The organism is Nocardioides sp. JCM 18998, assembly GCF_055391535.1.
Genome location: NZ_AP043886.1, coordinates 2593593 through 2616234, shown reverse-complemented (window position 1 = coordinate 2616234; position 22642 = coordinate 2593593). Strand labels below are relative to the sequence as shown.

17 protein-coding genes are annotated in these 22642 nt (G+C 70.6%); 4 read left to right on the top strand and 13 right to left on the bottom strand.

Annotated features, from left to right (window positions below; genetic code table 11):
* Nucleotides 1-2 precede the first annotated feature (2 nt).
* From ACZ5L9_RS12240 to ACZ5L9_RS12230, 3 genes are all read right to left on the bottom strand, one after another.
* A complete protein-coding gene (locus ACZ5L9_RS12240; protein WP_464528039.1) occupies nt 3-1388 on the bottom strand; it encodes a DUF5719 family protein in 1386 nt (461 codons plus the stop codon).
* Nucleotides 1385-4255 carry a glycosyltransferase family 2 protein gene (locus ACZ5L9_RS12235; RefSeq protein WP_464528036.1) on the bottom strand — a complete coding sequence of 957 codons (2871 nt, stop codon included), beginning with the start codon at nt 4253-4255 and terminating at the stop codon, nt 1385-1387. Before ACZ5L9_RS12235 ends, ACZ5L9_RS12240 begins: the two co-directional genes overlap by 4 nt.
* A gap of 118 nt (nt 4256-4373) precedes the next feature.
* Entirely contained in the window at nt 4374-4628 is a 255-nt protein-coding gene (locus ACZ5L9_RS12230; RefSeq protein WP_464528034.1) for a WhiB family transcriptional regulator, read from the bottom strand.
* A gap of 260 nt (nt 4629-4888) precedes the next feature.
* Between ACZ5L9_RS12230 and cofD the strand changes: the two genes are divergently transcribed.
* From cofD to ACZ5L9_RS12215, 3 genes are read left to right on the top strand one after another with little or no spacing between them, the layout of a single operon-like run.
* Nucleotides 4889-5899 (top strand): 2-phospho-L-lactate transferase, encoded by a 1011-nt coding sequence (gene cofD / locus ACZ5L9_RS12225; protein WP_464528032.1) that lies wholly within the window; start codon nt 4889-4891, stop codon nt 5897-5899.
* On the top strand, nt 5896-6891 hold the full coding sequence (locus ACZ5L9_RS12220) for a coenzyme F420-0:L-glutamate ligase (protein ID WP_464528030.1): 996 nt from the start codon (nt 5896-5898) through the stop codon (nt 6889-6891). The genes cofD and ACZ5L9_RS12220 overlap by 4 nt, the downstream gene beginning before the upstream one ends.
* A 44-nt stretch (nt 6892-6935) precedes the next feature.
* On the top strand, nt 6936-7694 hold the full coding sequence (locus tag ACZ5L9_RS12215) for a DUF3105 domain-containing protein (RefSeq protein ID WP_464528026.1): 759 nt from the start codon (nt 6936-6938) through the stop codon (nt 7692-7694).
* Here the strand turns inward: ACZ5L9_RS12215 and dinB are convergent.
* Together dinB and ACZ5L9_RS12205 are read right to left on the bottom strand one after the other, a co-directional pair.
* Nucleotides 7661-8947 (bottom strand): DNA polymerase IV, encoded by a 1287-nt coding sequence (gene dinB / locus ACZ5L9_RS12210; RefSeq protein WP_464528023.1) that lies wholly within the window; start codon nt 8945-8947, stop codon nt 7661-7663. The genes ACZ5L9_RS12215 and dinB overlap by 34 nt on opposite strands.
* 164 nt (nt 8948-9111) lie before the next feature.
* Nucleotides 9112-10224 carry a mannose-1-phosphate guanylyltransferase gene (locus ACZ5L9_RS12205; RefSeq protein ID WP_464528021.1) on the bottom strand — a complete coding sequence of 371 codons (1113 nt, stop codon included), beginning with the start codon at nt 10222-10224 and terminating at the stop codon, nt 9112-9114.
* A gap of 35 nt (nt 10225-10259) precedes the next feature.
* Between ACZ5L9_RS12205 and ACZ5L9_RS12200 the strand changes: the two genes are divergently transcribed.
* Nucleotides 10260-11006, top strand: a complete 747-nt coding sequence (locus tag ACZ5L9_RS12200; protein WP_464528019.1) for a TIGR03089 family protein — start codon at nt 10260-10262, stop codon at nt 11004-11006.
* 13 nt (nt 11007-11019) lie between these two features.
* Here the strand turns inward: ACZ5L9_RS12200 and ACZ5L9_RS12195 are convergent, their stop codons facing one another.
* From ACZ5L9_RS12195 to ACZ5L9_RS12160, 8 genes are all read right to left on the bottom strand, one after another.
* Complete coding sequence (locus ACZ5L9_RS12195; RefSeq protein WP_464528017.1) at nt 11020-13734, bottom strand: FG-GAP-like repeat-containing protein; 2715 nt, start codon at nt 13732-13734, stop codon at nt 11020-11022.
* Nucleotides 13735-14030: 296 nt separating this feature from the next.
* Nucleotides 14031-14807, bottom strand: a complete 777-nt coding sequence (locus ACZ5L9_RS12190) for an ABC transporter ATP-binding protein (RefSeq protein WP_464528015.1) — start codon at nt 14805-14807, stop codon at nt 14031-14033.
* On the bottom strand, nt 14807-15700 hold the full coding sequence (locus ACZ5L9_RS12185; RefSeq protein ID WP_464528013.1) for an ABC transporter permease: 894 nt from the start codon (nt 15698-15700) through the stop codon (nt 14807-14809). Before ACZ5L9_RS12185 ends, ACZ5L9_RS12190 begins: the two co-directional genes overlap by 1 nt.
* Nucleotides 15697-17766, bottom strand: coding sequence for a glycosyltransferase (locus ACZ5L9_RS12180; protein ID WP_464528011.1), 2070 nt, complete (start codon nt 17764-17766; stop codon nt 15697-15699). The genes ACZ5L9_RS12185 and ACZ5L9_RS12180 overlap by 4 nt, the downstream gene beginning before the upstream one ends.
* A complete protein-coding gene (glf, locus tag ACZ5L9_RS12175; protein WP_464528008.1) occupies nt 17763-18962 on the bottom strand; it encodes a UDP-galactopyranose mutase in 1200 nt (399 codons plus the stop codon). Before glf ends, ACZ5L9_RS12180 begins: the two co-directional genes overlap by 4 nt.
* Before the next feature lie 6 nt (nt 18963-18968).
* Nucleotides 18969-19955: a glycosyltransferase family 2 protein gene (locus tag ACZ5L9_RS12170; protein WP_464528006.1), complete on the bottom strand. Its 987-nt coding sequence runs from the start codon at nt 19953-19955 to the stop codon at nt 18969-18971.
* Nucleotides 19952-20902 (bottom strand): glycosyltransferase family 2 protein, encoded by a 951-nt coding sequence (locus ACZ5L9_RS12165; RefSeq protein ID WP_464528004.1) that lies wholly within the window; start codon nt 20900-20902, stop codon nt 19952-19954. Before ACZ5L9_RS12165 ends, ACZ5L9_RS12170 begins: the two co-directional genes overlap by 4 nt.
* Nucleotides 20903-21064: 162 nt before the next feature.
* Nucleotides 21065-22495: an LCP family protein gene (locus ACZ5L9_RS12160; RefSeq protein ID WP_464528002.1), complete on the bottom strand. Its 1431-nt coding sequence runs from the start codon at nt 22493-22495 to the stop codon at nt 21065-21067.
* Between the last annotated feature and the right edge of the window lie 147 nt (nt 22496-22642).

Sequence of the window (22642 nt, the reverse complement as noted above, 5' to 3'; positions counted from 1 at the left end):
GGCTAGCGCGGCAGACCCGGCTTCACGTACGGCACCCTGCTGGTCAGGTGCAGCAGCCGCAGCGGGAACACGGCGGCGCCGCTGTCGCCGTGCACCACGACCGCTCCGCGGATCTGGGTCCGCTCCGGCGTCACGTCGACCCGGACGGCACCGGACGGCAGCTCGACCGTCAGCCCCTGCTGGGGACTGATCGCGAGGCGCTTGGAGGCGAGCTCCTTGCCGTCGGCGTCGCGGGAGACGACCGTGACCGCACCGACGCCGTACGCCCCGCCGAGGACCAGGTCCTTGGTGCCGCGCGGCACCACAGCGGTGGTCGGGGTCTTGCCGGTGGTCACGGCGCGGGTGATCAGGGACAGGTCGCCGTCCACCAGCGAGCGCAGCGACGTCGTCACGGTCCCGCTCGCGACCACCTCGACGCCGACGACGCCGTCGGTGTTCGCGCCCTGGAGCACGTGCGCGAGGTCGACGCGGGAGACCGACTGCGGCCCGATGTCGAGCGTCGGGGCGTTGTCGGGGGTGAAGACGGAGTTGCCCGAGACCAGCCGCACCGTGGCGGTGACCTCGTGGTCGGTCGGGTTGGCCACCGTCAGCAGCCGGGATCCGCTCCCGGGCGCGATGCCGAGCATGAGCGCATCGCGCGAGGGCGCGTGCTGGCCGGGGAGCCAGTCCTCGTCGTAGGTGTCGCCGACGAGGTGCGCGGCGCGGTCGCGTACCGAGATGGCCACCTGGCCGCGCTCGATCACGGCATGCAGCGCCAGCGGGCCCTCGGTCGGCATCACCGCGCCGAGGTCGATGACCTGGCTGTCGTTCCCGGGGACGGCGATGCCGCGCAGTGCCGGGACGTCGATCGGGCCGGTGTCGCCGAGGACGGTGATGTCGGCGATCGCCGGGCCGGGGTTGGGGTTGACGAGCACGACGTACGAGTCGTGCGTCGGGCCGGCGCCCACCCCCGTGAACCACTGGTCGGCGTGCGGCTTGACGCACGCGGCCATCGCGAACGGCTTGGTCGAGGAGCGGCTCGCGACGAGACCGGGAGCGGCGTCGCCGGTCGCGGTGACGACCACCGGGTCCTTGCCGGGCGTGCTGAGCGCGGCGCCGTTCTGGGGCAGTGTCGCGCTGGCGTCGCCGATGGTGACGTCGCCGCCGCCGGCTGCGGCGACCCCGAGCTGGTCACCGGTGCCGAGGGCACCGGGGCACACCGCGACGGCGCGGCTGACCTGCGGCGTGGTCGGCGGGTGGAAGTAGCCGGAGCCGAAGCCGGGGTTGGTCAGGAAGAGCGCGAGGCCGACCAGCAGCGGCACCGCGATCGCGAGCACGAAGGTGATGTCCAGTGGGCGGCGCGCGGCGCGGGCTGCCCGGTTCGTACGGGTGGGTGTTCGCTCGCTCATCGACGACGCCTCCGCTCCATCGTCGGCAGGCAGAGCACCACGACGAGCACGATGCCGGCGGCCTGGATCGCCAGCAGTCCGATTCGCAGCCACGACCGGTGGCCGGTCATGTCGCCGCGCGGCTCGGCGTCGAGCTGCCAGGCGCGGGTGGCGCGGTTCGCGGCGCTGGCCTGGGTGACGGCGCCGCTGGCGTCGATCGTGGCGGCGACGTTGGCGTCGACGCGGGGTGGCAGGACGACGTACTGCGCGCCGGCGTCGGCCAGACCCTTGACGCTCTCGTCGGTGGGCTGGGAGACGAACTCCTGGACGAGCGCGGTGAACTCCTTGTCCTCCGGTGTCAGCGTCATGATCTCGTCGTCGCCGATGGTGGTGCCGTCGCCCCGGGCGACGTAGTAGCGCAGGCCGGCGGCCGTGCTGCCGCGGATCACCAGGACGCCGCGTTCCGGCGCCTGCTCGGCGTTCTCGACCATGTAGGAGGGGACGCCGTCGTGCCAGTCGGCGGTCAGCGACTCGTTGGCGCTGGTCACGAACCAGGCCAGGCCGGCGAGCGGCGCGAGCGCTGCCACGGTCGCGACCGCGCCGGCGACGCCGCGGCGCCAGCCGCCCAGCCCGTCGGCGAGCATGCCCTGGGCACCGAGGGTCACCGCGACGATGGCCCCGCCCTTGAGACAGACCAGCGTGAAGAGCAGGCCGCTGGGCGTGGTGCCGTGGGCGAGGTTGAGGGTCACCAGGCTGAGGATCATCGCCACGAACGCCGTCGCGAGCATGCCGATCCAGCACACCAGGACCGGGATCCGGGTGCGCACCGGGATCAGCGCGGCGATCGCGAGAACCGGCACGATCAGCCCGATCCACCACGGCGCGCCCAGGTCGGACAGGCGCCCGACCAGCAGCCGGCCGCCGGAGAGCTGCGGGCTGGGCAGGCGGCCGGCGTCCAGGAGCAGGCCGGCACCGGCGCCGTGGATGAGCGCAGGCAGCCACCACGGCAGCAACAGGACCGGCGCGGTGCCGAGAGCAGCGGCGGGCGGGCCCCAGACGGCGCGCTGGCGCATCGCACCCGGCACGATCCGGAAGGCGGCGACCACGACCAGGACGCCGAGCACCAGCGCGACCAGCCACGCGGCGGGCGTGAAGCAGGTGATCAGGGTGAGGAGCAATCCCGTACGCCAGGCGGCGCGCCAGCGGCGGTCCGCCTCCGGCTCGGCGAAGCCGAGTGCGGCGTGGACCAGCCACGGCAGCAGGGCGGTCGCGACGACCGCGCCGAGGCGGCCGTCGCCCCACGCACCGCTGGTGACGGGGATCAGCGCGTACGAGGTGGCGCCCCACAGGATCAGCCAGCGCGGCGCGCCGCGGTGGCTGATGAGTCGGCCGACCACGCGCAGCAGCCGCCACGCGCCCCAGAGCGCGACCGGGAAGAAGAGGATCAGGACGACGCTGATCGTGAGGGAGGCCTTGCCCCCGAGGAGCGTGCCCAGCACGGCGAGCGGCAGGAGGTACGGCGGGGCGGGGACGGCGGTGCCGAGGCCGAGCGCGTGCCAGGACTCGTACTGCAGGTGCCACCACGTCGACGCGCCCGACGGCGCGGGCGAGAGGCCGCCGCCGGCGACCGCCTGCCAGGCCGTCCGGGTGCCGATCAGGCCGAGGACCACCACGACGGTGAGGACCAGGGCGACCGGGTTGGTGAAGAAGCGGACCAGCCAGCCGTTCTCGACCGGGATCTCGTCCTCCTCCTCGGCGCGGGCCGCCTCGCGGGCGGCCAGCTCGCGGGCGGCGAACGACGCCGGGTCTGCCTCGGCGGCCGCCGCCCGGCGCCGCTCGGCGACGTCGGAGGCCTGGGTGGTCACGGCGCTGACGACGTCACCGAGGAAGTCGAGTCCGTGCCGGTAGGGCAGCCACGGCGGCGGCAGCAGCGTGCGGACCTGGGACGGCGGGACCGTGGCGCGCTCGCGTCGGTCCCGGCGGGCGGCGTGCACCATGCCGGGGCGACGGTAGACGGCGAACAGGGCGGCGAGCTCGTCGAGCGCGGAGCCGACCTGGCGCACGACCAGGAAGCCGAGCACCCGCAGCAGGGTGCCGAGGAAGAGGCGGACCATCTGGAGCGGCAGCGCCCAGGGCCGGCTGTTGGCCAGCAGCGTGTAGAGCGCGGCGCGACGCTCCTCGTAGTGGGTGTGCTTGCCGGTCAGCGGCGTCTGCCGGACCCCGCGGTGAGCGGCCTCGGCGTGGAAGACGACGGCCTGCGGGACGATCAGCGTGTTGTGGCCGGCCGCCGCCGCGCGCCAGCCGAAGTCGATGTCGTTGCCGAAGATCGGCAGCTGCGGGTCGAAGCCGCCAAGCTCGACGAGCGCGCTGCGGCGCACCAGCATGCCGGCGGTGTTGACCGCGAGGACCGTACGGACGGCGTCGTGCTGGCCCTGGTCGTACTCCCCGCGCTCGAGGCCGGTCTCGCGCCGTCCGGTGCCGGAGATCGTGACACCCAGCTCGAGCAGACGGCGCAGGGAGGGCCACTCGCGCAGCTTGGGCCCGAGGATGCTGGCGTCGGGGTGCAGCTCGGCCGCCGCGAGCAGCCGCTCGAGTGCGTCGGGAGCCGGCGTCGAGTCGTCGTGCAGCAGCCAGACCCACTCCGGTGCCGTCTCGGCGAGCCGGTCCAGGCCGAGGGCGACGGCCTCGGGGTAGGTGGTCGTGCCCGGGACGCGGAGGGCGGTGCCGAACGCCTGCTCGAGCAGCTCGGAGGAGCCGTCCTTGCTGCCGGTGTCGATCGCGACCACCTGGTCGGGGGCCACGCTCTGGGCCTCGATGCCCTGGACGACGGTGGGCAGCCAGCTGGCTCCGTCATGGCTGACGAGGAGCAGGGCTACCGAGGGACGCACGATCGGCAACCTTAACGGGCTTCCCCAGGGGCCAGAAATGCAGCGGACCCCGGCCGGTGGCCGGGGTCCTGCTACGTGTGTCGCCCTGCGCGACGGCCCGCGCCAGCCTCAGGCTGGGTCAGACCGCGCGCTTCTTGAGCTTGCGGCGCTCCCGTTCGGAGAGTCCGCCCCAGATGCCGAAGCGCTCATCGTTCATGAGCGCCGACTCCAGGCAGTCGTCCCGTACGTCGCAGGTCTGGCAGACCTTCTTGGCCTCCCGGGTCGATCCACCCTTCTCAGGGAAGAACGCCTCCGGGTCGGTCTGAGCGCACAGTGCACGCTCCTGCCAGCCCCCGTCGTCGGTCGTCGACTCGAGGAGAAGAAGTTCCCTCATCGATCTCAGCCCTTCCCGACTTCAAGCAGTGACCTTGGTTGGTTTCGTTCCTGTGCATCAGCGGGGCTTCCGGAGAAGCTCAGCTTGGTTGCTGCGTTGCCCACCTTTCGGCGTGTCGGCTGGACGTCTGAGGAGTCAGCGCCCAACGGAATGACACGAGTGAAATTACATGCCTGTCGAAACCCGAAGTCAAGCCCGAACTCTGCTATAGCACCACCCGTCACAGCAGTCACATCACGTCGTCTGAGAGGCTGAGTCGCATGCAGCAGATCACCGTGCTCTCCGGCGGCCATGGCGGCGCCAAGTTCATCGAGGGACTCCTTCATGGCATCGCCTCCGGCACGCTCCCGGGGGTGTCTTCGGATGCCGTCGTGACAGTGATCGCGAACACCGCGGATGATCTCTGGATTCACGGTCTCAAGGTGTGCCCCGACCTCGACACGGTCATGTACACGCTCGGTGGTGGTCTGGACCACCAGCGCGGCTGGGGCCGCACCGAGGAGACGTGGAGCGCCAAGGAGGACCTCGAGGCGTACGGCGTTCCGAACACGTGGTTCGGCCTCGGCGACCGCGACATCGCGACCCACCTGGTCCGCACCCAGATGCTCGAGGCCGGCTACCCGCTCTCCCAGGTCACGGCCGCGCTGTGCGAGCGCTGGCTGACCCCGACGTACGGGGAGCGGGTGCGTCTCCTGCCGATGACCGACGACCGGGTCGAGACCCACGTCGCCATCGCCGATGACTCGGCGGCCTCCGGCCGCCAGGTGATCCACTTCCAGGAGTACTGGGTGCGGCTGCACGCCTCCGTGCCCGCCGAGCAGCTCGTCTTCGTCGGCCTGCCCGAGGCGACGCCCGGCCCGGGCGTGCTCGAGGCCATCACCGGCGCCGACCTGGTGATCGTGCCGCCGTCCAACCCGATCGTCTCGGTCGGCACCATCCTGGGCATCACCGGGCTGCGCGAGGTACTGCGAGCGACCAAGGCTCCCGTGGTCGGTCTCTCCCCCATCATCGGCGGCGCACACGTGCGCGGCATGGCCGAGCAGATGCTGACGTCGGTCGGCGTCGAGGTGAGCGCGGCCGGCGTCGGCCTGCACTACGGCGCGCGCTCGGCCGGTGGCGTGCTAGACGGCTGGCTGGTGGACTCCGCCGATGCCGACGCCGTGTCGCGCCTCGAGCAGGCCGGGCTGAGGGCGGCCGCCGCGCCGCTGTGGATGCACTCCCCCGCCGAGACCGCGGCGATGGCCGCGGCCGCGATCAGCCTGATCGGATGAGCCACCCGGCTCCGCGTCCGACCCTCAGCGTCTGGGCGCCCGACGGCGTCGGCGAGGTCCGTGACGGCGACGACCTCGCGACCCACCTGCTCGGCGTGCTCGACGGACCCACCCTCGCCGACGGCGACATCGTCGTGGTGACCAGCAAGGTGGTCGCCAAGGCCGAGGGGCGCGTGCGCACCTCCACCCGCGAGGCCGAGCTGGCCGGCGAGACGGTGCGGGTGGTCGCGCGTCGTGGCGCCACCGCGATCGTCCGCAACCGGCTCGGCCTGACCATGGCTGCGGCAGGGATCGACGCCTCCAACGTCGAGGCCGGCAAGGTCGTGCTGCTCCCGCTCGACCCCGATGCGTCGGCGCGCGCGCTGCGCGCCGCCCTGATCGCACGCACCGGTGCGCTGATCGGCGTGCTCGTCACCGACACCGCCGGCCGGGCCTGGCGCGAGGGCCAGACCGACATCGCGATCGGGGCCGCCGGCGTCCTCGTCGCGGAGGACTTCACCGGCCGGTTCGACGAGTACGGCAACCCCCTGGTCGTGACCGCGCCCGCGGTCGCCGACGAGCTGGCCGGCCTGGCCGAGCTGGCCACCGGCAAGCTCGGCGCCCGGCCGTTCGCGATCGTGCGCGGCCGCGCCGACCTCGTCCTCCCCGCCGGGGAGGACGGCACCGGCGCCTCGGCGCTGATCCGCGCCGAGGGCGGCGACTTCTTCGGCCTCGGCGCCCGCGAGGCGGTGTTGCGTGCCCTGGCCGGCGCAGACGCCGACCGGACGCCCTTCGGCGCACCGGCCGCAGCCGAGGAGATGGCCGAGGCGATCGCCACCGCCACGGGTCTGGCGGCCGTACGGGACGGCGGGTCGTTGCGCGTCGCCGGAGCCGACGCGGGCGCTCGGACGAGGCTGGTCGCCCTCGCCTTCGCGTTCGGCTGGATCGCCGAGATCGACCGATGTGACCCGGGCGACGACGCCGAAGCACGGCTCCGACCGGTGACTCCGTAGACTCTGCGCGACCTTAACCGTACGAGCTCCCGAGGGTTCATCACGTGGCCAAGCAGCCGTCCAAGTCCGACCGTCGTGCGGTCGTCGACTCGATCCGCAAGCAGCAGCGTGGCGCCGAGCGCCTGCGGGGCTTCGCGATCGTCGGCGTCTGTGCGCTGATCGCTCTGATCATCGTCGGCGCCGCCGCCTACCAGCCGATCAAGGGCTGGTGGGACGACCGCCAGTACGACGCGGTCGCCCTCTCCGACATCGGCAAGCCGGCCTCGGTCTGCCAGTCGCCGACCACGGTCAAGGCCGACGGCAACCAGCAGCACGTGCCGACCGGGCAGACGGTCACCTACACCACCGCTCCGCCGGCGTTCGGCCCGCACTGGAACGAGGCGGGCGTGGCTCCGGTCGCGATGAGCCGCAAGTTCTACAGCCGCGACGACCGCCCGGCCCTCGAGGCGCTGGTGCACAACCTCGAGCACGGCTACACCATCCTCTGGTACGACGACACCGTCTCCGACTCGCAGATCAACGAGATCCGCGCGCTGGGTGCGAAGTTCCCGGGCGACACGAACTTCCGCTACAAGTTCATCGCGGTGCCGTGGCTGCCGGCCGACGCCAAGTCGATCGGCAAGGAGTTCCCGAAGGGCGAGCACATCGCCTTCACGCACTGGTCGCAGGGCGGCACGGGCATCACCGACACCACCAAGCAGGTCGGCGCGTTCGAGTACTGCTCGGACGTCTCGGGCGCCGCGCTCAAGACCTTCATGGAGAAGTACCCCTACACCGACAGCCCGGAGCCGGGCGTCATGTGATCGAGCTCCACCGATCCAGGACGGGCATCGGGCAGCTGCGGCGCCTCGAAGCCTGAGTCACGACCAACCAGTACGGCACGGGTGATCGCACCCGTGCCGTACTTGTCCTTCACGGCGTCGAGGGCGCCGTCGAGGATGGCCGTACGGCGCAGGACACCCTCGGGGCCCGGCCACTCCAACGGCAGCTCGAGCTGCTCGGTGCCGGCGTCGGCGAGCCCGGAGATCGAGACGCCGATCAGGGTGCAGCCCTTCTCCTCGATCAGCGGCAGCGCGCCCCGCAGCAGGGTACGGGCGGTGGCGACCCACACCTCGGTGGTGCCGGTGGCCTGGCCACCACCGGCCAGCGAGGTGCCAGCGACGCGGCCCAGCGTGGCCGAGCGGGTCACCCGGGTGAAGTCGTCGAAGCGGAGCCGCAGCGTGACCGTGCGCCCGATCCGCTCCCCCGCCCGCAGTCGCCGCGCGACGCGATCGATCAGCGCGACCAGATGGGCGTCGAGGTCCGCGGGCGTGGAGCGGCGGCGGCCCAGCGCGCGTTGGGCGCCGACCGAGCCTCGGCGCCTGCCGACGACGACCGGCCGCGGGTCGCGCAGGTTGGCCAGCGCCCACAGGTGCCTTCCCGAGGCCTTGCCGACCAGGCCGGCGAGGACCTCCTGCTCCCGGCGGGCCAGGTCGCCGACCGTACGGATGCCGTCGGCGCGCAGCTTGGCCGCGGTGATCGCCCCGACGCCCCAGAGCCGCTCGACGGGCAGCGGATGGAGGAACTCCTCCTCGCGCTCCGGCTCGACGAGCAGCAGGCCGTCGGGCTTGCTGACGGCGCTCGCGACCTTGGCGAGGTACTTGGTGCGGGCCACGCCGACCGAGATCGGCAGCCCGACCTCCTCGCGCACCCGCCGGCGCAGGATCGCGGCGATCGCCTCGGGCTCGCCGACCAGGCGCCGCAGCCCGCCGACATCGAGGAACGCCTCGTCGATCGAGACGCCCTCGACCAGCGGCGTGGTGTCGCGGAAGATCTCGAAGACCCGCCGGCTCGCCTCGACGTAGGCCTCGAAGCGCGGCCGCACGTTGATCAGCCCCGGGCAGAGCCGGCGCGCCTCGGAGCCGGCCATCGGCGTACGGACGCCGTACGCCTTGGCCTCATAGCTCGCCGCCAGCACGATCCCGCCACCCACAGCGACCGGGCGGCCGCGCAGGGACGGGTCGTCGCGCTGCTCCACCGATGCGTAGAACGAGTCGAGGTCGGCGTGCAGGATCACCCGACCATGATCGAACGTTTGTTCGAATAAATCCAGTCGGTCGACGAGCCGGCGAGCCGCACCGCGAGGGCGCGATCGGCGCTGTCCAGCGAACCCGATCCGGTGACCGATGTCCCGATCAAGGGCTGTCGTCCTTGCTGCGAGACGACGGTCAGCGGCGCCGATCAGGTGAGGTCGCCGCGCTGCGACGCCTTGAGCCCGGCGACCATCTGCTTGACCTGCTGAGCCCGCGCGCGACTGGTGACGAGGACGGCGTCCGGGGTGTCCACGACGACCACGTCCTCCAGGCCGATCACCGCGATCGTGCGACCGCTGGCCGGCACGACCAGGCCCGAGGCGTCGATGGAGCGCACCAGCGCGTTGTCGCCCAGCACGGTCGGCCCCTCGGAGTCGACCGTCATGGCGGCGTCGAGGAGCTGCGCCAGGGAGTCGAAGTCGCCCACGTCGTCCCAGCCGAAGTGGGCGGGCACCAGGGCCACCTTGCCGGCCGCCGCGGCCGGCTCGGCGACCGCGTGGTCGAGGGCGATCTTCGGCAGCCGCGACCAGTGCTCGGCGATGCCCTCCGGCCCGGCGTCCACATACTCGGCCGCGATCTGGCGCAGGCCCGCGGCGAACTCCGGATCCCAGGTGCCGAGCAGATCGAGGAGCACCGACGGTCGCGCGACGAACATGCCCGCGTTCCAGCGGTAGCCGCCCTCGTCGAGGTAGCCCTGGGCGACCCGCTCCGACGGCTTCTCGACGAACTGGTCGACCAGGCAGACGCCGTCGTGGCCCTCGAGCGCGCCGGCCTCGTGGATGTAGCCGTACGCGGAGCTGGGGAAGGTCGGCGTGATGCCCAGCGTGACGAGCCAGCCCTCACGGGCCACCTCGACGGCGGTCCGGACCGCCTCGGTGAACTTCTTCGCGCGGGTGATCACGTGGTCGGCGGCGAAGGAGCCCATGATCGCGTCCGGGTCGCGCAGCTCGAGCACCGCGGCGGCCAGGCCGATCGCGGCCATCGAGTCGCGCGGCGTGGGCTCGGCGAGCACGCAGCCGTCGAGCTGCGGCAGCTGCTCGAGCACGGCGTCCTGGTGGACCGAGCCGGTGACGACGAGGAAGCGCTCCTCGGCGAGCACCTGCAGGCGGTCGTACGTCTCCTGGAGCAGCGAGCGACCGCTTCCGGTCAGGTCGCGCAGGAACTTCGGCGCGTCCTGCCGCGAGAGTGGCCACAGCCGGGTGCCGGCGCCCCCGGCGGGGATCACGGCCCAGAAGTTGTCGATGGCGAGACGTCCGACCATGAGCGGCAGCCTAGGGCACGGCAGGATGGTCCACCGTGACCACCTTCTCCGCCGTCCTCGCCGGCCAGCTGCGTACCAACCCCGGCCGCCCCCTCGTGACGTACTACGACGAGGCGAGCGGTGAGCGGGTCGAGCTCTCCGTGACGACGTACGCCAACTGGGTGGCCAAGGCCTCCTCGCTGCTGATCGACGAGCACGACCTCGAGCGGGGCGACACGCTGCGCATCGACCTGCCGCCGCACTGGCTGTCACTGGTCTTCCTCGGCGCGGCCTGGAACGCCGGCCTGGTGGTCACCGACGCCGACACCCCCGACGCGGTGGTCTGCGGACCCGGCTCACTCGGCCGCTGGGCCCCCGAGGCCGGCGAGCGGCCGACGCTGGCCTGCTCGCTGCTGCCGCTCGGCGTGCGCTTCGCCGACCCGCTGCCGCCCGGTGTCCACGACGTCGGCCTCGAGGTGTGGGGCCAGCCCGACGGCTGGGGTCCGTACGACCCGCCGGTCGCCGACGACCCGGCCACCTCGTGGGATGCCGGCGACGGACGCCGGGAGACCAGCCAGGGACAGATGTGGGCGGCCGCCGCAGGAGCTTCCCTCTCCCACGGCGACCGCCTCATCTCGGAGGAGGACCCGGCTTCCCCACCGGGAACCGCCTCCTTCTGCGAGCCGCTCAGCTGCGGCGGCTCACTCGTCCTGGTCGCCCACGCCGCCCCCGACCGGCTCGAGGCGATCGCGATCGCCGAGCGGGCCACGGAGCGCTTCCCACGCGGGGATGCCCAGGACTAGTCCTTCCCGTGCCTCAGCCGGCCAGGTCGAACCCGCTGTAGCCGGTGCCGAGCAGCTGGCGCGAGCCGAGCATCCCGGTGCTGGTCGGGTCGATCTCGTAGAGCGAGCCCGCCGCGTCGCTGGCGATGAGGGCGGACTTGCCGGTGCCGCGGACATTGCTGACGCCGACCACCCAGCGGTATCCCGTCATGCCGGCGCCGATCGTGACCGGGTTGGTCAGGCCGCCGGGGCCGTTGCCGGGGTAGAGCACGGTGCTCTTGGCGTTCAGGAAGATCGCGTCCGGGGCGCCGTCAGCGGTCCACAGCCCGACCGCGACCTGGGTCTTGCCCGCGATCGCGCTGTGCGAGACGTACGAGGCGGCGAGACCGGCCGCGCCGCGTCCGGGGTAGATCCGCATCGCGCCGTTGACCTGGCCCTGGAGGTCCGGGTAGCCATCGCCGGTGATGTCGCCTCCGGCGCTGAGCAGGGTGACCGCGCCGAAGCCACTGGCGAGGAGGGTGCCGGCCGCGAAGCGGCCCTGCCCGTTGCCCAGGTAGAGGTAGAGGTTCCCGTCGGTGTTGCGGCTGATCAGGTCGGCGTTGCCGTCCCGGTTCCAGTCACCGGCGTTCATCAGCTGGGTGGCGTTCGGCAGGTTGAGTCCGGTGTCGATCGGGGTGCCGACGCGGCCGGTGGTGGCGGTGTACGGCGTGCCGGCGGCGAACCGGCCGGTGCCCGTGCCCCGGTAGAGCGTCGAGGTCGACGCCGTGCGGACCACCAGGTCCGGCTTCCCGTCGCCGCTGACGTCGCCCGGCCCGAGGATCTGGACGGCACCGGTGAGCCTCACCGGTCGGGCCAGGCGCCTGAAGGTGCCGTTGCCCTTGCCCAGGTAGAGGGCGAGCTTGCCCGCGCTCTTGCCGCTGTCGATCCGGGCGACGAGGTCGTTGTGGTGGTCGCCGTTGAGGTCCCCGACGCTGGTGATCAGGCTGCGTCCGACGAAGCTCGTGCTGTCGCGGACCAGGACCTTCTTGTAGTGGCCCAGACCGTCGCCGGCCTTCACCGTCATCTGACCGGCGCGGGTGACCTTGACCAGGTCGGCCCGGCCGTCGCCGTTGAGGTCGGCCGCGACCAGGCGCTGGGCTGCACCCACCACCGCGTTCGTGGCCGGCGCGGCCGGAGCCGTCGGGGTGCCACCGGCCGAGATGCTCGGGACGACGTACACCTCCTTGGTGGCGGCGTTGCGCACCACCAGGTCCGGCTCGCTCGAGCCGACGAAGCTGGACTGCAGGGTCCGACCCGACCAGCCCTTCTGCAGCGAGGCGGCGATCGAGCGGATGTCGGGGATGCGGGCGTAGAGGTACTTGCCGGGGCAGGCGGTGGCCTTGGTGTCGCGGTGGCCCATGATCGAGGAGGCGAAGGTCTTCGCGCCGATCTTCACGTTGGTGGCCGCGGCGGAGACGCCGTGCAGGGACAGCTTCCAGGCGAACAGCGCGCCCTCGGCCTGGATCATCGCCTCGGTCGGCTTGGCGGTCTCGAAGTTGCCGATCGCCGAGACGCCGAAGCCGTAGTCGTTGTAGTTCTCGGTGTGCGCGCCGACGACGGGGCGGTCGACGCCGCCGTAGCGGCCCTCCCAGATGCGACCGAACTTGTCGATCAGGAAGTTGTAGCCGATGTCGCGCCAGCCGCGGCTCTTCACGTGGTACGCGTAGATGCTGCGCAGGATCCCGGGGACCTCGGCGGCGGTGTAGTCGTTGGCGTTGACGGTGTGGTGCACGAAGCCGCCGTGGACCTCGGCGTAGCTCGGGCTGGTCTGCTCGCGGACCTTCTCGTCGGCCCCCCACTGGGCACGGCTGTAGATCTGCGGCTTGGGCGTGACGATGGAAGCGGCGCTGAGCGCGATCTGGTCGTCGCCGGACGCGGCGGTGGTGGTGTCGGTGCCGTCGGTCGTGTCCGTCATGGTGGCCGTGTCGCTCGCCGGCTCGCTTGCCGGGGCGGTGGCGTCCATGGCGTCGACCGCGCCCGCGTCATCGGCGGCGGTGTCGAGTGAGGCCGTGTCGATCGCCGCGCGGGCCATCGTGGTCGGCGCCTGGCCGGGGGCGATGACGGCGAGCTTCATGTCGGCCGGGACCGCTGCACCGGTGATGGTCATCCGGACCTGCACCTTCGCGACGTGGCCCACGAGCGCCTCCATCGTGCCGGGCCGGGCCCGCTTGCCCTCGAGGCTGCTGGCGTCCGGGCCGTCGACGTCGTAGTCGAGCTTCTTCCAGCCGCTCCAGACGCCGCTCTTGCGAGTGCGCAGGTCGACCCGGATCTGGCTCGGCTGGAGCGCGTCGCCGTGCTGCCAGGTGACGCCGACCGTGCCGAAGCCGGTGACGGCCTGCGGGGTGCTGGTGATGACGGTGCTCTTCGCCTGGGCGACCTTGCGGGCGTTCACGGTGGTCGAGCCCGGCCCGGCGCCGACCGCACGGCGGCCGGCGATGCCCTCCGGCGCGGTGAGCTGCACCTCCTTGACCGATGCGTCGGTCGGGGCGGTGGCGACCTGGGAGGGGGCCAAGGCCGCCTTGGCGTACGCAGCCAGCGCGCCGGTCGGCGTCGGGCCGACGGCTGCGGGGCCGCTGCTGGCGCCGGTGGGCGTCTCGCGGACGACGTCGAGGGTGACGACGCCGGCGGCGGGGACGAGGGCTGCGACGACGACGCCGAGGGTCAGCAGCTGCTGACACGCGGCGACATAGCGGGACTTACCAAGGTGCATGGGGCGCTCCAGGTGTGGGGGAAGGTCACACGAGGGCTCAACTTTCACATCAGTAACAGCGCCTTGGGAAGGTTTCGTGAGTAACTACAATGATGTAATTTCCACTCGACACGCCGCCGGATCCGAGATTAAAGTAAAATTACAGCCGTGTCATTCGTGAAATGCCGACTGCCCGCTCCCCTGACGGGGAGCGGGCAGTGTGATGCGGTGGGGCTGCGCGGTGGTCTCGATACGCTCGCTGGCGCTCGCTACTCGACCAACGAACCTCGGCGACCGAGTAGCGGGCGTATCGAGACCTAGACGTCCGCGCCGAGCTCGGCGTCGTCGATGCCGAGCTCGTCGCCGTCCTCGTCGCCGTAGTTGAGGATCCGGATGCCCTCGTCGACGTCGCCGTCGAAGAGCAGCCGGCCCTTCTCGAGCGCGATCACCCGGTCGCACATCTTTTGCACCGAGGCGGCCGCGTGGCTGACGTAGACGATGGTCTTGCCGCTGGTGCGGATCTCCTCCATCTTCGTCATGCACTTGCGCTTGAAGGGCTTGTCTCCGACCGCGAGGATCTCGTCGGCCAGGAAGATGTCGCAGTCGACGTGGACCGCGATCGAGAAGCCGAGTCGCGAGCTCATGCCGGAGGAGTACGTGCCGACCGGCTGATCGATGAACTGGCCGATGTCGGCGAAGTCGATGATCTCGTCGAGGACGGCCTTGGTCTCCTTCTCGCCCAGCCCGTAGATGGCCGCGTTGAGGAAGATGTTGTCCATCCCCGAGAGGGTGCTCTGGAAGCCGGCACCGGTGGCGATCAGGCCGGCGATCCGGCCGCGGGTGAGCATGGTGCCTTTGTTGGGCTTCATCACCCCGCTGATCACCTTCAGCAGCGTCGACTTGCCGGAGCCGTTGAGCCCCATCAGGCCGACGGACTCCCCTTCGTTGATGGTGAAGGAGACGTCGTCGACGGCGTTGAACCGGTTGACCGTCTCCTCGCCCCGCATCTTGGCGACCGACATCTGCTTGAAGGTGCGGTGCCGGCGCAGCACGAAGTCCTTGGTGACGTTCTGCGCGACGATTGCCTCGGCCATCAGATCTGCTCCGCGATGCGCTCGTCGAACCGGTTGAAGAACCACTGCGCGAAGAGCAGCGTCAGGATCGCGCAGCCGAGCGCGATCGCACCTTGGTGGTAGAGATGCGGGGGAAACTCGGTGTTCACGGTGTGAGCCGGGTCAGGGGTGGAGAACGCCCAGAAGGCCCGCTGGAAGAGCAGGCAGGCGACAGCGATCGGGTTGCCCAGCACCAGCCACTTCAGACTGCCGGCGTGCTCGGCGAGCATCGAGTAGCTGTAGATCATCGTGCAGCCGAAGCGGACGAAGTTGGTCAGGATCCCGACCAGGGATCCGAAGTCGCGCCAGAACACGTTCGCCACCGAGAAGATCAGCGCGAGCGCGGTGCCGAAGCACATCAGGATCGCGAACGCCAGGAAGCCGCCGATCAACGTGCCGAGCTCCGGATGCCAGCCGCTGAGCAGGCAGACGACCACCAGGATCAGCATCTGCGGGATCACGTGCCAGAACGACACCAGCATCGCCGCCACCGGGAACATCTCCTTGGGCAGCGGCATCTTCTGCACCAGCGACTTGTTCCGCACGATCGAGCGGGTGCCCGCGCCGAACGTCTCGGTGAAGAAGTGGACGACGATCAGTCCGCTGAAGACGTGCACGGGGTAGTTGTCGATGTTGGCATGCGCCCCCATCACGACGCCCATGATGAACCAGTAGATGAAGAACTGGGTCAGCGGATTGATGTAGGACCACAGGAAGCCGAGGAACGACTGCTCGTAGCGCGCCGCGATCTCGCGCTGCACCAGCAGCCTGAGCAGGTAGCGGCGCTGGAAGACCGAGAGCAGGCCGAGGCTGGCCGAGGGCGGGGCAAGCGGCCCCGTCGCCACGGTCGCCGGCGATGCCAACGTCTCACTCATCGTCGTCCGTCCTCGCCACTCTCCGCACTGTCGGTCCAGGGCCGGAAGGTCTCCGTCCACGCCTCGACCGAGGTGATCTCGCCAAGCTTGGCGCGATACTCCTCCGCGAGGCGCGGCCACTCCTTGCGCAGGCGCAGGTGGATCTCCGCGGTCTCCTTCATCATCGCTCGGAACCGGTCGGGGTCGCGCTTGAGGAAGGTGGCGGTCTGACCGTCCGGCATCGAGACGACGACCGAGTCGTACTTCTGCAGGCGGTACCACTGCGAGTCCATCGCCGGCAGCTCGGCCTCGGGGAACTCCCGGGAGAGCGGACGCGGACGGATGGTCTGGCGCAGGGGCGCCTTGAGCGCGGCGATCAGGGTCGCCGCACGGCCGAGGACGTCGTCGTCGCCCTTGCCCTTCTTGGGCGGCTTGTTCCGGCGTACGGGCGGGAACGCGTCGCGGTCGCCCTCGAGCCGGGCGTCCTCGAACTCCGCGGCCAGCGCACGGATCTCGGCGAGCTTGGTCGGCAGGTCCCGGTGGAGCTGGTCCGGACCGGCGAGCACGTCGAGCAGCGCCTGGTGGCGGATCGCGACGGTGGAGTACTGCATCGAGACCAGGTGCTTGACCTGGTGGTTGAAGCTCTCCTGCACCATCCGGCCACCCTTCGGGTAGACCGAGTGCAGCAGCGCGGCGACGAAGCGGTTGCGCTGGTGGAAGTAGGACTGCCAGTCCAGCGCGTCGTTCTTGTCGCTCCACGGGACGTGCCACACGGCCGCGCCCGGGAAGGTCACAGTGTTGATGCCGAGCTTCTTGGCGCGCAGGCCCCACTCGGAGTCGTCCCACTTGATGAAGACGGGCAGGGAGAGACCGATCTCGGCGAGCGACTCGCGCGGCACCATGGTCATGTACCAGCCGTTGAAGTCGACGTCGACGCGCTTGTGCAGCCAGCGGGTCGAGCGCAGGTTGCGCGCACCGAGGTCCCAGTCGTTGAAGACGCCAGGCGCGGACTTCCACCAGAAGCGCCACGGCTGCACGATCTCGCCGAAGCTGTGCATGCGGGAGCGGGCGTAGATGCTGAACATGTGGCCGCCGACGATCGTCGGGCGGCGGCACAGGTCGGCGAAGGTGACGGCGCGGACGATGCCCTCGGGCTCGCAGATGACGTCGTCGTCCATCATCATCGTGTACGTCGCGGTGCCCTTGTTGAGCGACTCGAGCTGGCCGCGGGCGTAGCCGCCCGAGCCGCCCAGGTTGCCCTGCTCCAGGATCCGAAGTCGGTCGCCCAGCGCCTTCTCGGCGGCGGGGTACTCGTCGCTGTCGATGACCTTGCTGGTGCCCTGCTCCATCACGAAGACGGTGTCGAGGTAGCCCTCGAGCTCGTCGGCACCGAGCTGCTGGAGCAGCTCCGCGCACATGTCCGCGCGGTTCATCGTGGTGATCGCGATGTCGACGGTGCCGTGCGCGGCGCGCTCGGCCGGGACCTCGGCGGTCCACTCGGCCGACTCGACGACCGCCTCCTCGTCACCGGCGGAGACGTCGTACCAGTACCAGCCGCCGTCGACGAACGGCTTCAGGTTGAGCTCGAAGGTGAACTCCCCCGACGCCTCGGTGCCGGTGGTGGCGGAGTCGACCTGCTGCGAGCGGCCGTTGGCGGTGGACTTGTTGACCACGACCCGGGCGCCGCGACCGGAGATCCGGATCGTGAGCGTGACCTCGGAGACGATGGTGTGCCGGCGCCAGTAGCTCGCCGGGAACGCGTTGAAGTAGGTGCCGAAGGAGAGCTGCTCCCCCTCCGGGATCGTCACCGCGGTGCGCGAACGGATCCGGTCGGGGTGCATCGCCTTGCCCGTCGACGTGCTCTGTCGCATGGCGGCCGAGTTGAGGTTCTGCGCGGCGCGGCTGGAGCCGACCTCGTACTTGTCGGCGTCGAGGATGGCCTTCTCGAGGTCGACGTACAGCGGGAAGACCTCGGGGTCGCGGTCGGTCGGCAGGACCTGTCGCTGCAGCAGACGCGTCTGCGTCGATCCCCCCGGCGTCGTCTGGGCCGGCGTCGTCTGGCTCGGCGTCGTCTGGGTCTGGGTCACTCGTCCACTCCACCACTCTTGAGCTCTGCGCCGTCCACGAAGTGCGGACGCAGCTTGTTCTCGAACATGGAGAGCGCCGAGGCGATCGCCATGTGCATGTCAAGGTACTTGTACGTGCCCAGCCGGCCGCCGAAGAGCACCATCGGCTCCTTCTTCGCGAGGTCGCGGTACTTCAGCAGCTTCTCGCGGTCCTCGGCGGTGTTGATCGGGTAGTAGGGCTCGTCGCCCTCCTCCGCGAAGCGGGAGAACTCGCGCACCACGATGGTGCGGTTCTTCTTGTACGTCGCGGCACGCTCCGGGTGGAGGTGCTTGAACTCCAGCTCGCGGGTGAACGGGACCTCCGGGTCGTTGGCGTTCACCACGCCCGTGCCCTGGTAGTCGTCGACGTCGAGCGTCTCCTGCTTGAGGTCGACGGTGCGCCAGGACAGCCGGCCCTCGCAGTTGTCGAAATATTCGTCAACCGGACCTGTATACACAACTGGAATGTTGCCCTTGAACTCGGCGTTGACGTCCGAGTCGAGGAAGTCGACGCCCGTTCGGACCTGGATGTTGGGGTGCTCCGCCATCCGGGTCAGCCAGGCGGTGTAGCCGTCGGTCGGCAGGCCCTCGTACGTGTCGTTGAAGTAGCGGTTGTCGAACGTGTACCGGACCGGGAGGCGCGTGATGATGTCCGCGCTGAGCTCCTTGGGGTCGGTCTGCCACTGCTTGGCGGTGTAGCCCTTGACGAACGCCTCGTAGAGCGGGCGCCCGATCAGGGAGATCGCCTTCTCCTCGAGGTTGGTGGCGTCCTCGGTCTTGATCTCGCTGGCCTGCTCGGCGATCAGCGCGCGGGCCTCGTCCGGGGTGTGGCTCTCGCCGAAGAACTGGTTGATCAGCGCCAGGTTCATCGGGAACGAGTAGACCTGGCCCTGGAACTTCGCGAAGACCCGGTGCTGGTAGTTCGTGAACGTCGTGAAGCGGTTGACGTACTCCCAGACCTTCTCGTTCGAGGTGTGGAACAAGTGGGTGCCGTACTTGTGCACCTCGATCCCGGTCTCCTCGTCGAACTCGGAGTAGGCGTTGCCCCCCAGGTGGGGGCGACGCTCGAGGATCAGGACCTTGAGGTCGAGCTCGGCGGCGCACCGCTCCGCGATGGTCAGGCCGAAGAAGCCCGATCCGACAACGACGAGGTCCGGAGTGAATGCACTGTCTGACACGGTCGGTCAGTCTACGGACGCTGGCGGAACACGCCGCATCGCGCGCGCCGCACGTACGGCGGAGATCACATTCCCGGCCTCGCGGCGACCGCCGCGCACGGGGCTCAGCAGGACCACCACCAGGGCGATCAGCCACGGCTTGAGCCGCACCAGGGCGTTCTCGCCGTAGCGGAAGTGCACCGCGAAGAGGTTGCGGTACATGTAGAAGCCCTTCCAGCTGCTGAGGTCGTGCTGCTGGCTGAAGTCGAGCTGGCGGACCAGGCGGGCATCCCGGATCGCCCAGATCTGAAGACCGGCGTGCCGGCACCGGAGCGCGAAGTCGACGTCGTCGTAGAAGATGAAGAAGCTGGCATCGGGCAGACCGACGGCGTCGATCACGCGGCGGCGGATCATGAAGCCCTCGAACGCGACGTTCTCGAGGCGGACCCGCTCCGGCATCGCGGCGCGGGTGCCGAACTCGGTGAGCACGCTGGCCTGCTTCGGCTTGATCGCCAGCGGGTTGGCCAGGTTGAACCGGGTGGCGGCGAGCTCGATGAGGCTGCCGTCGGTGTTCTCCCGGACCGCCATCAGGCAGTCGGAGTGGTCGAGGTCCTGCGCGAGGAGCACGGTGAGACAGTCCGGCGCCGGCACGACGTCGTCGTCCATCAGCCAGATCCGGTCGAAGCCCTGCTCGTACGCGATCCTGGTGCCGAGGTGGAACCCGCCCGCGCCGCCCAGGTTCTCCGGGCTGGTGACGACCTGCAGCCCGGCCAGCCCGGAGGTCGAGCCACCCCCGGAGGTCGAGCCGCACCCGGAGGTCGAGCTTGTCGAGACCCACCGCTCGAGCAGCGCCGCCGTGTGATCCGTCGACGCGTTGTCGACCACGATCACCGCGTCCGCCGGGCGCTCGAGCCTCGCGAGCCCCTCAAGCATGACGGCGAGGAGGTCGGCGCGGTTGTAGGTGACGACGACGATCGCCACCCGCTCGGGAGCAGAGCCGGTCGAGGCGCTCAACGCAGGTACCTCGCGTGGCCGGTGAAGTCTCCGCGCAGCGCGGCGACCCACGCCCGGACGCTGAGCAGGATCCGCTTCGGCTGCGGGTGGGTGAACAGGTAGAACCACAGCGTCTTCAGCACGAACGCGAGCGCGTACGCCCAGCCCTTGTAGTCGCGCAGGTTGAGCAGGTTGTTGCGCGCCATGCAGTAGTGCTTGAGATCGCTGGGCGTGTGGTTGTACGTGGTGCGGCCGCCGAGCATCGGAGTGCCGAGCGCTCCGACCGCCGGGTGCTTGACCTGGGCGTCGACGACGGTGGCGATCCGGGCGCCGGCCGCCTCCGCGCGGAGACGGTACTCGTGGTCGTCGCCCCAGATGAAGTACTCCTCGCGGGGCAGGCCGATCCTCTCGACGAGCTCACGGGTGAGGAGCACGCCGTTGAACGGGATGACGATGCCGTCGATCCGGCTGCCGGTCGCGGCGACGCGGACGTCGGCCAGCTCGTGCACCACCCGGGTGCCGCCGGGGAGCCGGATCGGGAAGACGAGCCGTCCGGGCAGCTCGCGGTCCACGACGACCGGGCCCCAGAAGTCGAGGTCGTCCTCCTCGAGGAGGCGGGCGAGGCAGTCCGCGTCGGGCAGGCCGTCGTCGTCCATCAGCCAGGCGAGATCCGCGCCCCGCTCCATCGCCCAGGCGAGCCCGTCGTGGAAGCCGCCGGCTCCCCCACGGTTGGTCGTCAGGGTGCGCGCGAGGACCCGCCGGGACGGGTGCCCGTCACCGGCGTCGTCGCCCGTCGCGGCGCCGTCGAGGCCGGCGAGCCACTCGCTCGTGCCGTCGCTCGAGGCGTTGTCGATGACCAGCACCTCGTCGAGCTCCGGCACCTGGTCGAGCCGCTCGAGCAGCGCCTGCAGGAGCGCCAGGCGGTTGTAGGTGACCACCACGGCAGCGATACGTCGGGGCTCGGTCACGCGGTCACCCTACGGGGCCGCTCGGAGCCCGCCCAAACAGGCGCGAGTCGGCCCTCCGGCACGGTCGAGTCGGCCCTCCGGCATGGTCGAGTCGGCCCTGGAGCACGCCGGGCCGTGGTGGTTTCGAGGCCGCTGCGCTCGCACCTCGATCACCGCGCGAGATCAGCAGGCGTTGGCCAGGTCGTCGGTCTGGTTGGCGACGTAGCCGGTCTGCAGCGAACCGTACGACCCCTCGGTCATCACGCCCGTGGACGGGGCGGGCGTGCTCGAGGACTTCTTCGGCTTCGCACCCGAGCCGGTCGACGAGGTCGAGGGCGACGGCGGGTTCAGGGCCTTGTCGATCGCGTTGCGGATCTTCTTGATGTCCGGGTCGCTGGTGTTCACCAGCGGCGGGACCAGGGAGAGGGTGGCGATCTTCTGCGACTTCGCCTTGAGCGCCAGCTGGGCGAAGCGGTCGACCTCGCTGGTCGGGATGTCGGTGGTGAGCAGCGCCGCGGAGGCCTTCGCGATCTGGCCGAAGTGCGCCATCACCGTGGTCGGGCTGATCTGGTGGAGCATCGCGTTCATCACGCACTTCTGCCGAGCCATCCGGGAGTAGTCGTCGGACGTGGCCCGGGAGCGGGAGTACCAGAGCAGGTCCTCGCCGCTGAGCTTGCGGACGCCGGGCTTGATCCAGCCGACGATCTCGCCGGTCTTGCCGATCGCGATCGGCTCACGGACGTTGATCGTCACCCCGCCGACCGCGTCGGCCAGGTCGCGGAAGCCGGGCATGTTGATCATCGCGTAGTAACTGATGTCGAGGCCGGTGATGCCCTCGACACCCTCCATGGTCGCCTCGACACCGGGCTGGTCGAACTGGTCGAACAGCGCCTTGTGGTCGGCGGCGTAGGTGGAGAGGCTGTTCAGCTCGCAGGTCGAGCAGTTGTAGCCGTGCGGCCACTGCTTGGCCAGGATCGATCCGGCCGGGAAGTGGAAGTTCATCATGTTGCGGGGCAGGCCGATGAGCACGGTCTTGCCGGTCTTCGCGTCGATCGAGGCGACCGTCATGGAGTCGGTCCGCAGACCCCAGCGGGTGACGCCCGAGTCGGCGCCGATGAGCAGCACGTTGTAGCGCCCGTCGCTGCTGTCGGAGACCTCGCTGCCGGCGAACATCGCCATCATCAGCCCGCGCTGGACGCCGACCAGGTGGGCGCTGAAGAGCATCACCGCGGCGATGCTCATCGCCACCGCGCTGGCGACCGTGACGGTCACCCGACGGTGGGTGAGCGCGAGGCTGAGCGGCTGCCCGATCCGCCACGCGTCGAAGAAGAGGTACGCCCACCCGACCGCGCCGACCGTCAGGCCGAGGCGGATCAGCAGCAGCGCCGAGGGCGTCGTCGTGAGCCAGAAGATCAGCTCGTGCCAGACCACCGCGGTGATCAGCGTCAGGAAGCCGCCGCTCAGGAGCAGGATCCAGATCCGCAGGGCGATCCGGCCGACCAGGCGGTTGCCGGCGGCGAGCTGTGCCGAGCCGGGCACGATCAGCGTCATCGCCATCAGGGCGAGGGCGCGACGGAACCGGACGCGGGCAGCGCGCTCTTCGATGCTCCGCATGCGACGGGCCTTTCAACTGCTCTGACGGGGAAGGTGCCTACCCGGGGCAGGCACCGTCAGTATCGCCAGTCACAGCAGCCACTTTGGTCACCGACACGCTGGTTTCGAGGCGCGCTGCGCTCGCACCCCAACCATCGGATCGGCTGC

What these genes read in the sequence shown, in the direction of transcription:
- ACZ5L9_RS12230 (WP_464528034.1), bottom strand. Translation starts at nt 4,628, where the DNA reads ATGAGGGAACTTCTTCTCCTCGAGTCGACGACCGACGACGGGGGCTGG.
- ACZ5L9_RS12195 (WP_464528017.1), bottom strand. Translation starts at nt 13,734, where the DNA reads ATGCACCTTGGTAAGTCCCGCTATGTCGCCGCGTGTCAGCAGCTGCTG.
- ACZ5L9_RS12160 (WP_464528002.1), bottom strand. Translation starts at nt 22,495, where the DNA reads ATGCGGAGCATCGAAGAGCGCGCTGCCCGCGTCCGGTTCCGTCGCGCC.
- ACZ5L9_RS12185 (WP_464528013.1), bottom strand. Translation starts at nt 15,700, where the DNA reads ATGAGTGAGACGTTGGCATCGCCGGCGACCGTGGCGACGGGGCCGCTT.
- ACZ5L9_RS12240 (WP_464528039.1), bottom strand. Translation starts at nt 1,388, where the DNA reads ATGAGCGAGCGAACACCCACCCGTACGAACCGGGCAGCCCGCGCCGCG.
- ACZ5L9_RS12220 (WP_464528030.1), top strand. Translation starts at nt 5,896, where the DNA reads ATGAGCCACCCGGCTCCGCGTCCGACCCTCAGCGTCTGGGCGCCCGAC.
- cofD (WP_464528032.1), top strand. Translation starts at nt 4,889, where the DNA reads ATGCAGCAGATCACCGTGCTCTCCGGCGGCCATGGCGGCGCCAAGTTC.
- ACZ5L9_RS12190 (WP_464528015.1), bottom strand. Translation starts at nt 14,807, where the DNA reads ATGGCCGAGGCAATCGTCGCGCAGAACGTCACCAAGGACTTCGTGCTG.
- ACZ5L9_RS12205 (WP_464528021.1), bottom strand. Translation starts at nt 10,224, where the DNA reads ATGGTCGGACGTCTCGCCATCGACAACTTCTGGGCCGTGATCCCCGCC.